Source organism: Streptomyces sp. UW30, assembly GCF_008042075.1.
Classification (GTDB): domain Bacteria; phylum Actinomycetota; class Actinomycetes; order Streptomycetales; family Streptomycetaceae; genus Streptomyces.
Genome location: NZ_RDBN01000049.1, coordinates 123,402 through 138,610 on the forward strand (window position 1 = coordinate 123,402; position 15,209 = coordinate 138,610).

18 protein-coding genes are annotated in these 15,209 nt (G+C 71.8%); 9 read left to right on the plus strand and 9 right to left on the minus strand.

The window, feature by feature from the left end; all coding sequences use genetic code 11:
* Positions 1 to 33: 33 nt before the first annotated feature.
* Together EAO75_RS33710 and EAO75_RS33715 are read right to left on the minus strand one after the other, a co-directional pair.
* Entirely contained in the window at positions 34 to 750 is a 717-nt protein-coding gene (locus EAO75_RS33710; protein ID WP_147998958.1) for a hypothetical protein, read from the minus strand.
* Positions 740 to 1,255 carry a SigE family RNA polymerase sigma factor gene (locus EAO75_RS33715; RefSeq protein WP_147998959.1) on the minus strand — a complete coding sequence of 172 codons (516 nt, stop codon included), beginning with the start codon at positions 1,253 to 1,255 and terminating at the stop codon, positions 740 to 742. The genes EAO75_RS33710 and EAO75_RS33715 overlap by 11 nt, the downstream gene beginning before the upstream one ends.
* A 209-nt stretch (positions 1,256 to 1,464) precedes the next feature.
* On the opposite strand from EAO75_RS33715, the gene EAO75_RS33720 reads away from it, so the two are divergent.
* Both EAO75_RS33720 and EAO75_RS33725 read left to right on the plus strand, forming a co-directional pair.
* On the plus strand, positions 1,465 to 2,529 hold the full coding sequence (locus EAO75_RS33720; protein WP_147998960.1) for a sigma factor-like helix-turn-helix DNA-binding protein: 1,065 nt from the start codon (positions 1,465 to 1,467) through the stop codon (positions 2,527 to 2,529).
* A complete protein-coding gene (locus EAO75_RS33725) occupies positions 2,526 to 4,235 on the plus strand; it encodes a transglycosylase domain-containing protein (RefSeq protein ID WP_147998961.1) in 1,710 nt (569 codons plus the stop codon). The genes EAO75_RS33720 and EAO75_RS33725 overlap by 4 nt, the downstream gene beginning before the upstream one ends.
* A gap of 24 nt (positions 4,236 to 4,259) precedes the next feature.
* Here EAO75_RS33725 and EAO75_RS33730 read toward each other — a convergent pair whose 3' ends face one another.
* On the minus strand, positions 4,260 to 5,612 hold the full coding sequence (locus tag EAO75_RS33730; protein ID WP_147998962.1) for an MFS transporter: 1,353 nt from the start codon (positions 5,610 to 5,612) through the stop codon (positions 4,260 to 4,262).
* A 216-nt stretch (positions 5,613 to 5,828) separates the two neighbouring features.
* On the opposite strand from EAO75_RS33730, the gene EAO75_RS33735 reads away from it, so the two are divergent.
* Positions 5,829 to 6,674 (plus strand): HAD family hydrolase, encoded by an 846-nt coding sequence (locus tag EAO75_RS33735; RefSeq protein ID WP_147998963.1) that lies wholly within the window; start codon positions 5,829 to 5,831, stop codon positions 6,672 to 6,674.
* A gap of 13 nt (positions 6,675 to 6,687) precedes the next feature.
* On the opposite strand, the gene EAO75_RS33740 is transcribed toward EAO75_RS33735, so the two are convergent.
* Positions 6,688 to 7,299, minus strand: coding sequence for a dihydrofolate reductase family protein (locus EAO75_RS33740; protein WP_147998964.1), 612 nt, complete (start codon positions 7,297 to 7,299; stop codon positions 6,688 to 6,690).
* Between the two features lie 43 nt (positions 7,300 to 7,342).
* Positions 7,343 to 7,603 (minus strand): hypothetical protein, encoded by a 261-nt coding sequence (locus tag EAO75_RS33745; protein ID WP_147998965.1) that lies wholly within the window; start codon positions 7,601 to 7,603, stop codon positions 7,343 to 7,345.
* On the opposite strand from EAO75_RS33745, the gene EAO75_RS33750 reads away from it, so the two are divergent.
* From EAO75_RS33750 to EAO75_RS33760, 3 genes are all read left to right on the plus strand, one after another.
* Complete coding sequence (locus EAO75_RS33750; protein ID WP_147998966.1) at positions 7,587 to 7,907, plus strand: GYD domain-containing protein; 321 nt, start codon at positions 7,587 to 7,589, stop codon at positions 7,905 to 7,907. The genes EAO75_RS33745 and EAO75_RS33750 overlap by 17 nt on opposite strands.
* Before the next feature lie 195 nt (positions 7,908 to 8,102).
* Complete coding sequence (locus tag EAO75_RS33755) at positions 8,103 to 8,615, plus strand: hypothetical protein (protein WP_187284690.1); 513 nt, start codon at positions 8,103 to 8,105, stop codon at positions 8,613 to 8,615.
* Positions 8,616 to 8,751: 136 nt separating this feature from the next.
* The gene (locus EAO75_RS33760) at positions 8,752 to 9,321 is read left to right on the plus strand and encodes a tellurite resistance TerB family protein (protein WP_147998988.1); all 570 of its coding nucleotides are present in this window, start codon (positions 8,752 to 8,754) and stop codon (positions 9,319 to 9,321) included.
* A 158-nt stretch (positions 9,322 to 9,479) separates the two neighbouring features.
* On the opposite strand, the gene EAO75_RS33765 is transcribed toward EAO75_RS33760, so the two are convergent.
* The 4 genes from EAO75_RS33765 to EAO75_RS33775 all read right to left on the minus strand — a co-directional run bounded on the left by EAO75_RS33765 (position 9,480) and on the right by EAO75_RS33775 (position 12,324).
* A complete protein-coding gene (locus EAO75_RS33765) occupies positions 9,480 to 10,646 on the minus strand; it encodes a methyltransferase domain-containing protein (protein WP_147998967.1) in 1,167 nt (388 codons plus the stop codon).
* 1 nt (position 10,647) lies between these two features.
* On the minus strand, positions 10,648 to 10,779 hold the full coding sequence (locus tag EAO75_RS47750; RefSeq protein WP_261989534.1) for a hypothetical protein: 132 nt from the start codon (positions 10,777 to 10,779) through the stop codon (positions 10,648 to 10,650).
* Between the two features lie 66 nt (positions 10,780 to 10,845).
* The gene (locus EAO75_RS33770) at positions 10,846 to 11,202 is read right to left on the minus strand and encodes a DUF6415 family natural product biosynthesis protein (RefSeq protein WP_261989539.1); all 357 of its coding nucleotides are present in this window, start codon (positions 11,200 to 11,202) and stop codon (positions 10,846 to 10,848) included.
* A 402-nt stretch (positions 11,203 to 11,604) separates the two neighbouring features.
* Positions 11,605 to 12,324 carry a GntR family transcriptional regulator gene (locus EAO75_RS33775; protein ID WP_147998969.1) on the minus strand — a complete coding sequence of 240 codons (720 nt, stop codon included), beginning with the start codon at positions 12,322 to 12,324 and terminating at the stop codon, positions 11,605 to 11,607.
* 57 nt (positions 12,325 to 12,381) lie between these two features.
* On the opposite strand from EAO75_RS33775, the gene EAO75_RS33780 reads away from it, so the two are divergent.
* The 3 genes from EAO75_RS33780 (at position 12,382) to EAO75_RS33790 (ending at position 15,178) form a co-directional block, all read left to right on the plus strand.
* Positions 12,382 to 13,209, plus strand: a complete 828-nt coding sequence (locus tag EAO75_RS33780; protein ID WP_147998970.1) for a class I SAM-dependent methyltransferase — start codon at positions 12,382 to 12,384, stop codon at positions 13,207 to 13,209.
* 206 nt (positions 13,210 to 13,415) lie between these two features.
* Complete coding sequence (locus tag EAO75_RS33785; protein WP_147998971.1) at positions 13,416 to 14,075, plus strand: RNA polymerase sigma factor; 660 nt, start codon at positions 13,416 to 13,418, stop codon at positions 14,073 to 14,075.
* A complete protein-coding gene (locus EAO75_RS33790) occupies positions 14,072 to 15,178 on the plus strand; it encodes a CU044_5270 family protein (protein WP_147998972.1) in 1,107 nt (368 codons plus the stop codon). The genes EAO75_RS33785 and EAO75_RS33790 overlap by 4 nt, the downstream gene beginning before the upstream one ends.
* The last annotated feature ends 31 nt before the right edge of the window (positions 15,179 to 15,209 follow it).

A 15,209-nucleotide genomic window follows, 5' to 3' on the forward strand; every position in this document is an offset into this window, starting at 1 on the left:
GGCATCCGCGGACGAGACACGTAAAGCGGTGGATCAAGAAGAGAGTTCCTCGGGCGCGGATACCGAGGGCTGCGCTCCCGGTGAAGTCTGCGACGGCGGCGCGGGCGGTCTCATGGCGGTCGTCACCGCGATGGCCTCGCCGGCCCGGACGCGGGCCTGGAACCACGCGGCGTCCTTGGCCTCCAGGCCGATCCAGTCGCCGGTGGTGTCCAGGTTGCCCAGAGCCGGCGGCTCGACGAGGGCACCGACGTAGAGGGGCTGGTCCCGGGTGTCGCGGAGCTCGACCACGTAGGGCACCTTCACCTTGACGGGGCCCTTGGAGGCCAACTCGACGCCCAGGACGAGTGAGGCGTGCTTCGCGGTGACCGTGAGCGGGCCCGTGAACCCGGTGCGGCCGTCGAGGTCCGACAGGACCCGCAGGACCCGGCCGTCGACGGTGAGGGAGTGCCGGGGCAGGTCGAGCGTGGCGGAGGCGGGCGACGGGGTGACCGTGGGCGGCGGGGTGGAAGAGGAGTGCGTCGCGGGCGGGATCCGGTTCCCGGGCGGGTGATCCGGGCTTGCGCCGAGGTTGAGGTGCAGCGCGAAGCCCAGGACGGCGAGGGCCACGGTCCCCGCGCCGAGGGTGACGGCCGTACGACGACGGCGTCTGCGGCGCATCGCGCGGGCCCGGATCCCGGCGCCGTCGACGACCGGCGCGGTTGCCTGCCCTGCCGCCAACTCGCGCAGCGCGGCGGAGAGTTCATCGGACACGGCCGCTCTCCTTCCGGACCGGCCCGTCGGCCTCGTCCCCCGCAAGACGCTTCGCCAGTTCCGCTCGCCCCCGGGACAGCCTCGCCTTGACGGTCCCCACGGGAGCACCGGTCTCGGAGGCTACCTGTTCGACACTCAGGTCGCACAAATGGTGCAGGACGATCGCCATCCGCTGAACCTCGGGCAGTTCGCGCAGGGCGGCCACGAGCGCGGTGTACTCGGGGCCCGGCCCCGGGGTGGAGTCGGGCGGCGGAGTACGCCGTACCAGTTCCAGCCAGCGCTTCGCGCGCCGCCAGCGGCTCACCGCCAGCCGCATGGCCACCGTGCGGATCCACGCCTCGGGTGCGCTGTCCGCCAGGAACTGCCGGCGCCGGTCCCAGGCCCGTACGAACGCTTCCTGTACGACGTCCTGGGCCTCGCCGTGGTCTCCGGTGAAGGCGTAGAGCTGTCCGGTCAGCCGGGGGAACGCGGCCGCGTAGAACGCGTCGAACTCGTCCTCGGTCATGCCCCCACCGGATTCCCTGCCCTTGCCGTGCAACCGGGCCACCTCCGCCGTGCGTACAGGTCCCGTAGGTCGCATCCAGCGCAGCGCAACCCACCCGTAAGACGGCGCACAGGGGTTCCAGGCTCCCTTTTCCTCAACGGTGTTGGCTCCTCGGCTGTTCAACCTACCCGCACCACCGACCCAGTTCCCGAGCCGAAGGACAGCCCCACGTGCCCCCGACTCACGACGCACACCCCGCCGGCCACGACTTCGCCACCTACGCCCGCACGCACTGGCCCCGGCTGGTCGTGACGGCGCGACTGCTCACCGACGAACCCGGTGCGGCGCAGGAGTTGGTGCGCAGAACGCTGGCGCGGATGTGCGCGTGGTGGCGGCGGGTTCCGCGCGACGACGTGGACTTCCACGTACAGCGTTGCCTGGTGCGGGGCCATCTGCGCCGGCTGCGCGGACGGCGGGCCGCGCGGCGGCGGACCGTCCTGGTGCTGCGGTTCTGGGAGGGACTGACGGACGCGGAGATCGCCCAGGTGCTGGGCTGCTCGGTGGGTGCGGTGCGGGCCCAGGTCCGGCAAGGGCTGCGGGCGTCCGGCGCCGACGCGGCGCGGTTGCGCGAGGTGTATGCCGGCGCCGCCCTGGACGTCGTGCCGTCCGAGGTGCCGCTGGCCGAAGTCCAGGCCCGGGGCCGTGTGCTGCGGCGGCGCCGGGTCGCCGTGGTCTCGGCCGTCTGCGCGGCGCTGCTCACGCCCGGCGCCCTGTTCGCCGCCGACCGGATCGGGGGCGGGGGCGAGCGGGACGAGGCGTCCGCGGCCGGGGGCCGTGCGTCGTCGGCGGCGAGCCCGATGCGGGTCGTGGCGCCCGGCGAGCGGGTGAGCGCCGGGCCGGGGGTGCGGGTGTGGCTCACGGCCGACGGCGGGCACTGGTCGGTGCCCGTCCGCCCGGAGGGGCTGGAGGACAGTGACCGGCCGTCCGACGATCCGGGCGTCACCCTGCGGGTGGACAACGTGAAGGGCGGGTTCTTCCTGTCGGGGCTCTTCCACGGCCTGAACGGCGAACCGGGCCGCGTGGAGGTGCGCACCGGCGACGGCGGCAGGGCCACCGCGAAGGTTCTCGTCCTGGCGGGCAGTCCGGGCTGGGGCATCTGGTACGCGAGCGCCCCGCTGCCCAAGCAGCACATGCAGGCGCTCCTCGACACGGGCGGGGACGAACGGATCGTCACGGTGTACGACGCCTCGGGCAAGGTCGCCGCGCGGTCGGCCGAGGAGTGGTGGCGGATATGAACGCGAAAGTGGTGGCGGACGTGAACGCGAGGACGACGACTCCGGGGCCCCGGCACCGCGAGCGCACCCCGCTGCGGATCCGGCTCCGGCGCACCCGGGGCCGACGGCTTCGCCGGCTGGGCTACGCCTTCCTCACCCTGGTCGCGCTGCTGTGCGCGACGGTCGTCGTGGCGTACCACCTGACGACCATTCCGAAGCCGCACCCCGAGACCGTCACGCAGAGCACCGTGTTCCTCGACTCCGGCGGCGCCTATCTGGGCCGGCGCGGGCCGGTCGACCGGCAGGACGTGCCGTTGTCCGCGGTGCCCCGGCATGTGCAGGAGGCGGTGATCGCCGCGGAGAACCGCTCCTTCCGTACCGACCGGGGGATCTCGCCGCGGGCCCTCGCGCGGGCCACGCTCGCGACGCTGACGGGCGGTGACCAGCAGGGCGGTTCCACCATCACCCAGCAGTATGTGAAGAACGCGCTGCTGAGCCCGGAGCGGTCGCTGTCCCGCAAGGCGCGCGAGGCGCTCATCGCGATCAAGCTGGACCGCACCCGCAGCAAGGACGAGATCCTTCAGGGCTATCTCAACACCGTGTACTTCGGGCGCGGCGCGGCCGGGATCCAGTCCGCCGCGCGCAACTACTTCGGCGTCGACGCCGAGGACCTGACGGTCGCGCAGGGCGCGGCGCTGGCCTCCATCGTCAACATCCCGTCGTACTACGAGAAGGCGGGCTCCGACGGGAAGGTGACCGCGAGGCTGGAGAACCGCTGGGAGTGGGTGCTCGACGCGATGGCGGCGAGCGGCGCCATCACGGCGAAGCAGCGGGCCGAGGCACGCTTCCCGGCGTTCCGGTTCTATCCGCCGGGCGAGACCGAGGGGCAGCGGCAGTATCTGATCGACGTCGCGGCCGAGGAGGCCGCCGACCGGCTCGGCATCACCGAGGACCAGCTCGCGAGCGGCGGCTACAGCGTGACGACCACCTTCGACCTGGCCCTTCAGGACCGTGCCACGCAGCTGGTCCAGGATCGTCCCGGCGGCGGGCGCGGCGTGCGGGTGCACACCGCCGTCGTGGGGATGGTGCCCGGCGACGGAGCGCTGCGGCTGCTGTACGGCGGCTCGGACTACGCGCGCCAGCCGTTCAACGACGCGGTGAGCGGGGCGGTGGAGGCGGGGACGGCGCTGGAGCCGTTCGGCAAGGTGAAGCCGGGTGACCCGCTGCGCGCACTGCTGGCGACGCCGGCGCCGACCCCGCTCAACCTGACCTCGGCGTACGCGACTTTGGGGGCGGGCGGCAAGTACGCCACCCCGTACACCGTCGCGCGCATCACCCGGGAGGGCCGCACCGTCTACCGGGCGCGTCCCGAGGTGCGGCGCGTGCTGGACGAGCAGATGGCGTACCTGGCGGACGCGCGAACGGGGGCCGGGTCCGTGCCGGTCCCCGGGGGCCCCGCCGACGCCGCCGCCTTCCCGGCGGAGAAGAGGGTCCTCATCACCGGCGGGGCGGGCGGCGGCACCACCCGCCGCACCGTGTGGACCACGGGCTACGACACCCGACTCGCCCTGACGGTCACCCTGTTCGCCGACCGGGCGGGCGGCAAGAAGGGCACGACGATTCCGGCGCAGCTGCCGAACGATCCACCGCCGACGAAGTTCGCCGAGCAGGTGGCGGCGGGGATCTGGGGGGCGGCGACGAAGACCGAGGCGGAGGGGGGCGGCTGACGCGGGAAGCGTCGGCGTCCTGGTTCAGGTGCCGGCGCCGGCCGCTGCCGGCGCCGGGGCCTTGGTGTCGTCGCGGGCGAACCTGCGGGCCGCCGGGACGAGGCAGATGGCGAGTGCGCCGCCGAGTCCGGCCAGGGCGAAGGTGGTGAAGCCCCAGCTCTCGTTGCCGCTCGCGGCGAGTTCGCCGATCAGCCAGGGGCCGACGACGGCTCCGGTGCGGCCGACTCCGGTGACCCAGCCGAGGCCGGCGGCGCGTTCGCTGTCGCGGTAGACGGTGCTGGTGGCGGCGTAGACCATCACCTGTGCGCTGAACAGCCAGACACCGGTGACGGCGACGACGACATAGGTCACGCCGAGCGGCAGGTGGGCCTTGAGCAGCAGGGCGCCGGCGGCGGTGAGGACGAACCAGATCGCCGACACGCGTACCGCGCCGAACCTGTCGGCGACCCGGCCGGCGATCAGCAGTCCGACGATGCCGCCCGCGTTGATGACCAGGAGGAAGCTGACGGAGGAGTTCAGGCCGTAGCCGGAGGCGCGCATCATCTGCGGCAGCCAGGTGCTGACGCCGTACACCAGCAGCAGCCCGCAGAAGGACGCCAGCCACAGCAGCGGGGTCGCCCAGCGTGAGCGCGGGTGGAACAGCTCCCGTACGGCGGCGAGCCTGCCCGCCGCGCCGGCGGCCGGGGCGGCGACCTCGACGGGCCGGGGCAGCCCGTAGCGGTCGGCGACGGCGTCGGCCCGGTCCCGCTCACCGCGCGCCAGCAGCACTCCGGGCGACTCCGGCAGCAGGCGCAGCAGCAGCGGTACGGCGACCACGGCCGGGAGCACGCCCGCCCAGAAGACCCAGCGCCAGCCCGCGGCCGGGGCGAGGGTGAGGCCGAGGCCGGTCGCCGCCATGCCTCCGAAGTGGTACGACGTCATGAGCAGGCCGGTGGTCAGGGCGGCCCGGCGCGGCGGCGCGAACTCCATCACCATGGCCAGGCACAGCGGCATGAGGCCGCCGAGGCCCAGGCCGGCGACGAAGCGTCCGGCGCCGAACACGCCGACTCCGTCGGCCAGGGCGCAGAGGGCGGACCCGGCGGAGAACAGGCTCACGCTGGCCACGAGCATCATCCGGCGGCCGAGCCAGTCGGTGAGGTTTCCGGCGGTGAGCGCGCCGATGAGCATGCCGAACGTGGTCCAGCTGCCGATGGTGCCCGCGGTGTCCGGGGTCAGTCCGAGGCCGGAGTCGTCGAGCATGTGCGGCATGACGGCGCCGTAGATGTTGACGTCCATGCCGTCGAAGAACACGGCCAGCCAGCACAGGGCCAGGACCGGGAACACGGTGCGGAAGGTGTGCGCGGGACGGGGTCCGGGGGGTGTGAGGGAGCGGGACATCTGCGTCCTTGGGGTGGTGGGAGCCTGAGCTTGTTCGAGCCTGTTCGCTGAGTGAAAATTCCTTCATAGTCGACTGGGCATGAGTCTCCGGCCGGGGCAGCCGGGTGTCAACGGTGCTGCACGGCTTTGCCGTGCCCGGCCCGGAAGTCGCCGCGCCGCCCCGACTACGATCACCGTCGTTCCCGCCATCCCGGCGGACAGCTGAAGGCGGCCACCATGGCGACGACACCGACCGAGCGCACCTCGCCGCCGCCGCGGCTCGTGGCGACCGACCTGGACGGGACGCTCCTGCGCAGCGACGGCACCCTGTCCTCCCGCACCCGCGGCGCGCTGGAAGCCGCCGAGCACGCCGGCATCCGTGTCGTGCTCGTCACCGGACGCCCGCCACGGGCGGTGCCGCCTCTGCTGAAGACGCTCGGGCCGCACTTCGTCATCGCGGCCAACGGGGCCGCCGTACACGCGCCGGACGGGACCGTGCAGCGGACCCGGCCGATCCCGGCCGGTGAGGCGGCGCAGCTCGTGGCGCGGGTGCGGGCGGCGGTGCCCGGGGTGTCCTTCGCCTTCGAGTACGACACGGACTTCGCGCACGAGGCGGCGTACCCGAGTTGGTCGTACGGCGAGGACGCCGTCGATCTGATCGGCCCGGCCGAGGAACTCCTGGCCCGGCCGCCGGGCCACCCGATGGTGAAGGTCCTCGCCCACCATCCGACGCTGGCCCTCGACGTCTTCCACGACCAGGCGCGGCGAGCGGCCGGCGCCCGTGCCGAGACCACGTACTCCACGGGGCTGTCCCTGGTGGAGTTCAGCGCACCCGGGGTGACCAAGGCCAGCACGCTGATCGAGTTCAGCCGCGGGCTCGGCATCGGCAGGGACGAGATCGCCGCGTTCGGGGACATGCCCAACGACCTGCCCATGCTCACGTCCGTCGGCCGCTCCTACGCCATGGCCAACGCCCACCCGACCGTACTGGCGGCCGCCCACCACCGCACCGCGTCCAACGACGACGACGGCGTCGCCCTGCGCCTCGAACAGTTCGTGGCCGCGCTGGACGCGGGCCGGTAGCCGAAGCCGGACCTCACCCGCCCACGAAGCGGTACTTGAGGTGGGTGGCGAGGGGCGTGTCCACCACCCTGAGCGGCTCCAGGTCGCGCCGGCCGAGGCCCTCGAAGAGCCGTAGTCCCGCTCCGAGGAGTGCGGGCACCACATGCAGTTGCAGCTCGTCGACGAGCCCCTGCGCGAGGTACTGCCGCACCGTGCTCGCGCCGCCCGCGATGTCGACGTTCCTGTCCCCGGCCGCGGCCCTCGCCCGGTCGAGGGCACTGTGGATACCGTCGGTGACGAAGGTGAAGGTGGTGCCGCCCTCCTTGACGAGGGTGGGSCGCGGTCGGTGGGTGAGCACGAAGACCGGGGTGCGGAAGGGCGGGTTGTCGCCCCAGAACTCCTCGCCCGTGTCGTACATGGTCCGGCCCATCACCACCGCCCCGGTGGCGTCGAACCACTCACGCATCACCTCGGAGTCACGGTTGTCCTCCCCACCGGCCATCCCCTGACGCTCACGCCAGCTCGCCAGGTTGTGGATCCACTCGAAGAGCGGCTCGGCGCCGTCGCCGCCCGGGTTGTCGACGGTGACTGAGGTTCCGGCGATGAAGCCGTCGAGGGAGATGGCGAGGTCCGCGGTTACGGTCACGGTGGGTGCTCCTGTGATGCGTGGGGGAAGTCCTGGCTCACTCTCACGTCGATCGGGGGTCGGCGGATTCGACACGTCCGGCGGCAGTCATCAGCTGGAGGGCCGCCTCGTGCGGGGAGTCCGGTTCCGCGTGGTAGATCTTCAGGATGTTGCCGTCCTGAAGATCCGCGGACTGGTAGGAGATCCCGCCGCCAACGGGTGAATCCGGCCGGGCGGTGCGTGGTGGTCGCCCCGGCAGCGGGAAGGCCCTTGCGCAGACCGGACCAGCGATGGGCAGGAGCGTCCCGATGCCGAAGTTCCTCATCCAGGCGACCTACACGTCCGAGGGCACCAAGGGGCTGCTCAAGGAGGGCGCGAGCGGCCGCCGCACCGCCGTCGACCAGGTCGTCAGCGGCCTCGGCGGCAAGGTCGAGGCCATGTACTTCACGTTCGGGCAGGACGACCTCGTCCTCATCGTCGACTTCCCCGACCCGGTGTCCATGGCCGCCGTCAGCCTCACCGTCAAGGCCAGCGGCGCGCTCCACACCCGGGCCACGCCCCTGCTCACCGTCGACGAGATCGACGAGGCGTCACGCCGACAGGTCCAATTCCGCCCGCCGGGCTCGTAGGCCGTCCCGTCACGCTTCCCCGAGGACGCCCCCGCTTCTTCGCGTTCGCATCCGGTCGGATCGCGGGCCGCCGCACCCGCCTCGATGGACGGGATCCGGTGCCCGGCGTGTACTGCGTACCCTTGACGAGGTGCGTGGCCGACAGCCTTGCCGGTCAGGCCGGTTCACCCGAGCGAATCCGAAGGATCAGCGAACGTGTCGTTGAAGAACAGTCGCCCCAGGCTCGCTTTCGTCACCCTCGTGGTGGCGCTGTCCGCCCTGGCCGCGGCGGGACCGACGGCGGCGGCCACGCAGGACGCCGTGGCGCAGGCGCCGGCCGCCCCGCAGAGGCAGACACCCACGGCCCCCACCGGCTTCGTCGACCTGCCCGCCGGCCCCCTCCCGTCCGACGGAGAGCGGCGCGAGGTCATCGTCACCCACCACAACGGCGGGACAACGGACCGGACCGTCGCCCCGCAGCTCCTGGTGCTGTCGCCGGACGCGGGCCCCTACCTCGAACCGGCGGACATCGAGGTGGAGCGGCGCACCGCGCGCGGCGGCTGGCGGCCCGTGCAGGTCGGCACCCAGTCCGGCACGCTGTTCACCGACCTCCCGACCGCCCGGCGCACCCTGCACCCTGGCGAGACCCTCACCCAGGTCTACCGGCTCACCGTCGTCGACCCGCGGGCCGAGGGCACGGTGGCCCCGAGGGTGGCCCTGTACGGCTGAGCACACCGAAGGGCGTCGGGTCCGGTGAGCGGCGTCGGGAGCCTGGAACTCCTGGGGCGGGGCGGACGTTGGCTGGATGGCACGCGAAGCGCATGAGGACGACCGGAACGACACGGCTGAAGCCGAGGTGGCACGGATGGCGATGTGGGATCGGATCAAGGACCAGGCCAAGGGCTTGCAGCAGCAGGCCCAGGGCACGCGGGGGCCCGGTGGACACGGGCAGCCGGGGACGGGGTCCGGTGGACGCGGGCGGTCGGGCGGGGGGTCCAAGGCGCAGCTGGTCAGCGCACTGAAGACCCAGCTCACCTCTCTCAAGACGGAGCTGAAGAGCGGCGCCTACCGGGACGCCAGCATGGCCATGTGCGCCCTGGTCGCCGCCGCCGACGGGAATGTGGACCCCGCCGAGCGCCAGCACGTGGAGTCGCTGATCCTCAACAACGACGTCCTGCAGAACTTCCCCTCCGAGCAGCTGCGCCAGCGGTTCAACAAGCACGTCGACCAGATGTCGTTCAACTTCCAGCAGGGCAAGGCCGAGGCCCTTCAGGAGATCGCCAAGGCCGCGAAGAAGCCCACGGAGGCCCGGGCGGTCGTCCAGACCGGTTTCGTGGTCGCGGGTGCGGACGGCTACATCGCGCCGGCCGAGGAGCAGGTCCTGCGCGAGGCGTGCCAGGTACTCGGGCTGCCTGCGCAGGAGTTCGGTCTCTGACCCGGCGGTAGTGGGGCCACGGCCGCGTCAGCCGACGTCCGCGATGTTCGGGGCGGGGTGGCGCGGCCAGTGCATCGAGGCCGGTGAGGCGGATGCCCGGGGCGCCCGTGACGCCCGCTACGGGGATCCTCTCCGGCATGCAGGCGAGCGGGGTCGGCTCAGATGTCCCATGCCTCCGACGGCACGTCGAGCCAGACGCGCTGACCGTCCTCGGTGACCGTCAAGCCGAACCGTTCAAAGCCGGGCTCGGCGGCCGAACGCCACCATGCGAGCGCGGCGGCCACCTCATCCCAGAGCCTGCGCGGCCCGGACTGCCAGACCTGGGATTCCTCCCGGCCGTCACGGAACATGACGCACGCCCACGACCGGTCCGTCAGCCCGTAGAACCACACGGGCCGGGCGCCGTCCCGCTTCTCCGCCTCCGTGTGGTGGCAGTCCCGCACTCTCAGCCCGATCGCGAACCGCGTAGGCGTGAAGCGGCCCGCGCCCAGCAACTCGTCTTCCGTGACGGTCGTCGTGCCCCGGTCGGCCCCGCTCACGCCGTCCGTGACGTACGCGTCGTGCCCGGCGAACGGCGACCGCTGAGCACGTATCTTCATGAATTCCACGGGCCCCAGGAAGCGTCCCTCGGCAGTCCCGTTGTCACTCACGTTGAGTCGCACAAGGGCGTCTTCGTTGCGGAAGTGCGTGCCCCACGGCGCGAGGACGATCCCGCCGGGCTTGGTGTCACGGATCCACGCAGCGGGAATCTGCCGCACCCCAGCCGTGGCAATGATCCGGTCGTACCGCCCTCCCGCCTCGTCACCGTCCTCCCCGTCGCGTTCGAGCACCAGAAGTGGCACGCCGAACCGGGCGCATCGCTCCCGTGCCGCTGCCGACACCGCGGAATCGACCTCGATACTGACGACGTTCTCGTGGCCGAGCCGGTGGGCGAGCAGCGCCGCATTCCACCCCGTGCCCGTCCCGATTTCCAGTACCCTCTGGCCGGCCTCAACCTCCAGGTCCTGCAACATGCGGAAGACCACGGACGGCATCGACGCAGACGACGTCGGCACGGTGCCGCGGCCCTTGCTCCTGCCGTCGTCCCACTGCGTGACGATCGGCACGTCGGAGTTGGCGTACGAGAACCACAGGCCCGGCTCGTCCCCCAGGTCCACGGTGACGGTACGACCGGTGTCCATGTCGTACGGCCACATCCGCTTCGGCAGGAACGCGGACCGTGGCACGGCCGTGAAGGACGGCATCCAGTCGGCGGTCAGGTGCCTACGCTCAAGGAGGGAACGGCCCAGCTCGGACCGCTCCTCCTCCACTCCGTCGAGTGCCATCTCAGCCGATGGCCTTCGGTCCACCGTCAGGTGACGGCTCGTCGGTCGGCCCGGGCCACGGCTCGCCGGGCAGGCTGTCGCCGCCCTCGCCTCCGCCGCCTCCGGCCATCCGGTGGATCGCTTCTTGCATCATCGGGGCTCCTTGTCTTCGGTCATCGTGCGCGGTGCGACCCTGACCCTGCGGTCGCCCGGGGCCCCTTCACGCCGGGGCAGGCCGGCCGCCATCGGTGGCGGCGTACGCCGCGAGCTCGTCGCGGTGGTCACACAGGGCCACGACCGACCGGGCGAGCCCTTTCACACGCGCGACTTCGCCGTTCAGTCCCTCGGCCACAGGCTCGTGCAGCCGTCGGCGTGCCTCACCGACTCCCGCCATCGCTCCGTTCGTGGGCCCGTCGTCGTTGGGACGTTCGCCGATGAGCTGCTCGATCCGCGGAATGAGCAGGCCATCGAGGAAGGCGCGGAAGTCGGTGTCGAAGCCCTGGACGATCCCGTACGGGGGCAGCGTCTTCTGAGCGAGGAACCATGTTGCCGCCGAGCGCATTGAGCCGATGCCCACCGGCAACGGGTCCGGCTCGTCCCGAGTAGCCACCACCGGGTCACCACCGGCCTTCCGCACAGCAGCGCGGGCACGCACATGGCAGGCTCCGAGACATCAATGGCAGCGGCTCTGAGCCATGCACGATGTCCACGGTGCCGCGCTCCTGAGTGACCGCGCCGTAGCGGTTCACGGTGTATACGCGGATAGTCATCTTGACCCGCGCGTCTCTGGCGCCTGTAGCGTTTGTCATGTCGACCTGCTCTCTCAGGTTGGCCGCTCCCCGGGGCCGTGTCAGCGGTCGCCGGGGTTCGCATTTTCGGCAGCCGGGCACAGCGCGACCGCAGACGCGGCCGACGAGCACGGCACAAAAAAAGAGACTGGACCGGTGGACCGGTCCAGTCAAGCGGGTCGAGAGAAGCGCTACCTCATCGGGTACCTGTCGGTCTCCTCGAACGCGTGCGAGGCAGTGACGCCCTCCTCACACACCAGGGGGCATCGGTCCTGGTCATACGCCATATGCAGCACGACAGCGACGGCAACGGGCTGATCCACCTCAAGAAGGCGAGCCTCCTCCCCGGTGGCCAGACGCACCCACTTGACGTCAACGCCTTCAAAGGGCGAGCGACCTGATTCACGCCGCACGTAGTGGGTCGTCCCCTCGGCGATCGGGCCCGCCATAGCCAGCCGAGGGGCAGCGTCTGCGATATCCGGCGGGAACCAGGCGGTGACCAGCGTGCCCGGTGCCCCGTCGTCCAGCAGGACCAGCCGCGCCCGGCGCAATGCGGTCTCGCCGGCCCTCAGCCCGAGGACGTCTCTCACGTGCTCCGGCGGCACGATCCGGTCGGGTACGCCCAACCGCCGGAAAGGCGCACCACCCGACACGCGGGCGGAGCCTGCCCGGCGCCCACCGGCAGGCCGCGCCACCGGCGTCTCCACCACGGTGAACCCCGCGCCTTGGCGCGCGATGACCAGACCGTCATTACGGAGCACGTCGTACGCCTTGACCACCGTCGCCCTGGACACATCCCACTGCTCCGCCAGGTCACGGCCGGACGGCAGCAGCTCACCGGGGCCGAACTCGCCGCCCGCGATCCGGGTCCGCAGGTCCTCGGCAATCTGCTCGTACTTCAGCAACGACATCGGTGCGCACTTCCGATCACTGGACTGGTCCACCGGTCAGCCCTCAGAATGCACCCCATGACGAGCACCGAGGTAGCGCCGGAGATCGTGAGGTTCTACACCGAGACCGTCGACGAGGCCCAGCGGCTGAGTACGACGGCTGACGGCCGACTTGAGATGGTACGCACGCAGGAACTGCTGCGTCGCTACCTGCCCCCGCCGCCCGCCCGCATCCTCGACGTCGGCGGCGGGCCCGGGGCTCACGCTCAGTGGCTCGTCGACGACGGTTACGCCTTGCACCTCATCGACCCGATCGCCCGTCACATCGAGCAGGCCAAGAAGACCGGCGCCACCGTCGAGCTCGGCGACGCCCGCCGGCTCACCGCCAAGGATGCGTCCTACGACGTGGTGCTCATGCTGGGCCCCCTCTATCACCTGCTCGAACGCGCCGACCGCGACCAGGCCCTCGCCGAGGCCCGCCGTGTACTCAAGCCGGGGGGCCTCCTGGCGGCCGCGGGCATCAACCGGTACTCCAGCCTGTTCGAGCACGCCGCCTTCGCGCACCTGCACAAGGAGGCGATGCGCAGGAGCATCGACGGCATCCTCGCCTCCCAGATCCACGACGGGAAGAAGGCGTTCACCGCTGCCTACTTCCACAGCGGCGAGCAACTGCGCGACGAGGTGGCCGCGGCGGGCTTCGAGGCCACCGAGGTGTTCGGCGTCGAGGGCCCGGCCTGGTCGATGCTCGCCGCGGCCGAGCGAAACACCGGAAGCGACTTCCGGACCTCCGCGCTCTTCGAATCGGCGCTCACCGCGGCCCGCATGGCGGAGCCGTACCCGGAGCTGCTGGCGGCAAGCTCTCACCTGCTGGCCGTCGGACGGCGAGCAGGCCCCGCTGCCGCATAAGCCACCTGCCGTCCGAGCGAGGTGACCACCCTCGCCGTCACCGCACACATGGACCTGCGCGACTGGAGCGTCTCCCTGATCCGCGACACTGTCGTGCGAGAGACGAAGACGCCGACCGCCGCTGCTCATGGCACTGGCGCGCATGTGACACAGGTCACGGGAAGTCGGGGCCGGGTGCCGGACAGCTCATTGAAGTGAGCACTCATATGCGAACCCGGGTACGGGCCGGGGAATCGAGCGCGTTCGCGGAGCTCTTCGACAGCTACGCCCGCGCGGTCTACAACCATGCCTTCCGGCTGACCGCCGACTGGTCCGTGGCCGAGGACGTCATGGCCGCGACCTTCCTGGAGGCATGGCGGCTGCGCGACAGGGTGGACCCCGAAGGCGGCTCGCTGCGGCCCTGGCTGCTGGGCATCGCCACCAACACGGCCCGCAACCAGTACCGCAGCAACCGGCGCTACCGAGCCGCCGCGAACGCCGCCGCGGCGGCCGAGCTGTCGGTGCCCGACCATGCCGACGAGGTGGCCGACCGGGTCGACGACGGGCACCGTCTGTCGGTGGCCCTCACCGCGCTCGCCAAGTTGCGCAGACCGGAACGCGAGGTCGTCACACTCTGTCTGGGCGAGGGCCTGGACTACGAGGCCGCCGCGCAGGCACTGGGGATCCCGGTCGGCACGGTGGCCTCCCGGCTGTCCCGGGCCCGCAAGAAGCTGCGCACCCACGCCGAGGACGCCTCGGCCGTCCGCCCCGCGGCCCGGACGTCGTACGAAAAAGTTCACGGAAATCGGGAAGGCGGCCGGCCCGCCCGACAGACAAGAGGTGATCACACAAGCGTGATCCGGCCCGCACAGGAGGGAAACCGATGAACGCGAACACGCCCCGGCCGCACCCGGCCGAGTGGGACGAGAGCGCCACCGAGCTGCTCTCGCATACGGCGCGTGACCTGCCGTCGGGCCGCCACGAGTTCCACAAGGAGCGTCTGATGGCCCAGATCCACGACATGCGGCAGGACGAGCAGAACACGACGCCGGCGCCCGGGCAGAAGCGCCGCCTGCGCCTCCCGCGCCCGGCGATAGCGCTGCCCCTGACGGCCGTCGCCGTGGCGGCTGCGGTCGTCGCCGGGGTGTGGCAGAGCAGCAGTGGCGCCGGCGGGGTCCGGGACAGCGGCGTCGCCACCGGACCGGCGCTGACCACGCGGATCGGCGCGACGACCACCAAGGGCATGCCCCAGCTGCTCGACCGGATCTCGCTGGCGGCGGCCGACACGTCCCACCCCGACGTCAAGCCAGGGCAGTTCATCTACGTCGAGTCCAAGTCCGCCGACAGCTTCGTGAAGACCGTCGGCGACAAGTCCAGCCTGGCCAGTCACGCGCTGCACACCCGTCAGGTGTGGGAGTCCGCGGACGGCACCGAGGGCTGGCTGATCGACCCCTCGGTCAACGACGGCCCCGAGGGCGAGACCCTGAGCCTCCCCGACGAGCAGGGCAACACCCCGGAGGCGACGCTGAACGCTCCCTCGTACGACTACCTCGCCGCGCTCACCACCGACCCGGACAAGCTGCTCGCCAAGATCTACAAGGAGACCGAGGGGATGGGCAACACCCCCGACCAGCAGGCCTTCACCACCATCGGCGACCTGCTCGGCGAGAGCTACCCGCCGGCCGAGCTCTACCCGGCGCTGTTCAAGGCCGCCGCGAAGATCCCCGGTGTGGTCGTGGTCGACGACGCGGTGGACGCCGCCGGACGGCACGGGATCGCGGTGGCCCGGCTCGACGAGACCAGCGGGCAGCGCGAGGAATGGATCTTCGACCGGAAGACCGATGTCTTCCTCGGCCAGCGCACCGTCCAGGTCCGCAAGAACACCGGCACGGACGCCCTGATCACCCCCGGCACCGTGCTCTACACCAGCGCGATCATGCAGCGGGCCATCGTCGACGAGATGAAGCAGACCCCCTCGCAGGCGGGCTGAAAACCCCCGACCGCCCCCTCCGCCCCAGCAC

What these genes read in the sequence shown, in the direction of transcription:
- EAO75_RS33715 (WP_147998959.1), bottom strand. Translation starts at nt 1,255, where the DNA reads ATGACCGAGGACGAGTTCGACGCGTTCTACGCGGCCGCGTTCCCCCGG.
- EAO75_RS33775 (WP_147998969.1), bottom strand. Translation starts at nt 12,324, where the DNA reads ATGTCGTTGCTGAAGTACGAGCAGATTGCCGAGGACCTGCGGACCCGG.
- EAO75_RS47750 (WP_261989534.1), bottom strand. Translation starts at nt 10,779, where the DNA reads ATGATGCAAGAAGCGATCCACCGGATGGCCGGAGGCGGCGGAGGCGAG.
- EAO75_RS33790 (WP_147998972.1), top strand. Translation starts at nt 14,072, where the DNA reads ATGAACGCGAACACGCCCCGGCCGCACCCGGCCGAGTGGGACGAGAGC.
- EAO75_RS33745 (WP_147998965.1), bottom strand. Translation starts at nt 7,603, where the DNA reads ATGAGGAACTTCGGCATCGGGACGCTCCTGCCCATCGCTGGTCCGGTC.
- EAO75_RS33785 (WP_147998971.1), top strand. Translation starts at nt 13,416, where the DNA reads ATGCGAACCCGGGTACGGGCCGGGGAATCGAGCGCGTTCGCGGAGCTC.
- EAO75_RS33765 (WP_147998967.1), bottom strand. Translation starts at nt 10,646, where the DNA reads ATGGCACTCGACGGAGTGGAGGAGGAGCGGTCCGAGCTGGGCCGTTCC.
- EAO75_RS33750 (WP_147998966.1), top strand. Translation starts at nt 7,587, where the DNA reads ATGCCGAAGTTCCTCATCCAGGCGACCTACACGTCCGAGGGCACCAAG.
- EAO75_RS33730 (WP_147998962.1), bottom strand. Translation starts at nt 5,612, where the DNA reads ATGTCCCGCTCCCTCACACCCCCCGGACCCCGTCCCGCGCACACCTTC.
- EAO75_RS33735 (WP_147998963.1), top strand. Translation starts at nt 5,829, where the DNA reads ATGGCGACGACACCGACCGAGCGCACCTCGCCGCCGCCGCGGCTCGTG.
- EAO75_RS33725 (WP_147998961.1), top strand. Translation starts at nt 2,526, where the DNA reads ATGAACGCGAAAGTGGTGGCGGACGTGAACGCGAGGACGACGACTCCG.
- EAO75_RS33760 (WP_147998988.1), top strand. Translation starts at nt 8,752, where the DNA reads ATGGCGATGTGGGATCGGATCAAGGACCAGGCCAAGGGCTTGCAGCAG.
- EAO75_RS33780 (WP_147998970.1), top strand. Translation starts at nt 12,382, where the DNA reads ATGACGAGCACCGAGGTAGCGCCGGAGATCGTGAGGTTCTACACCGAG.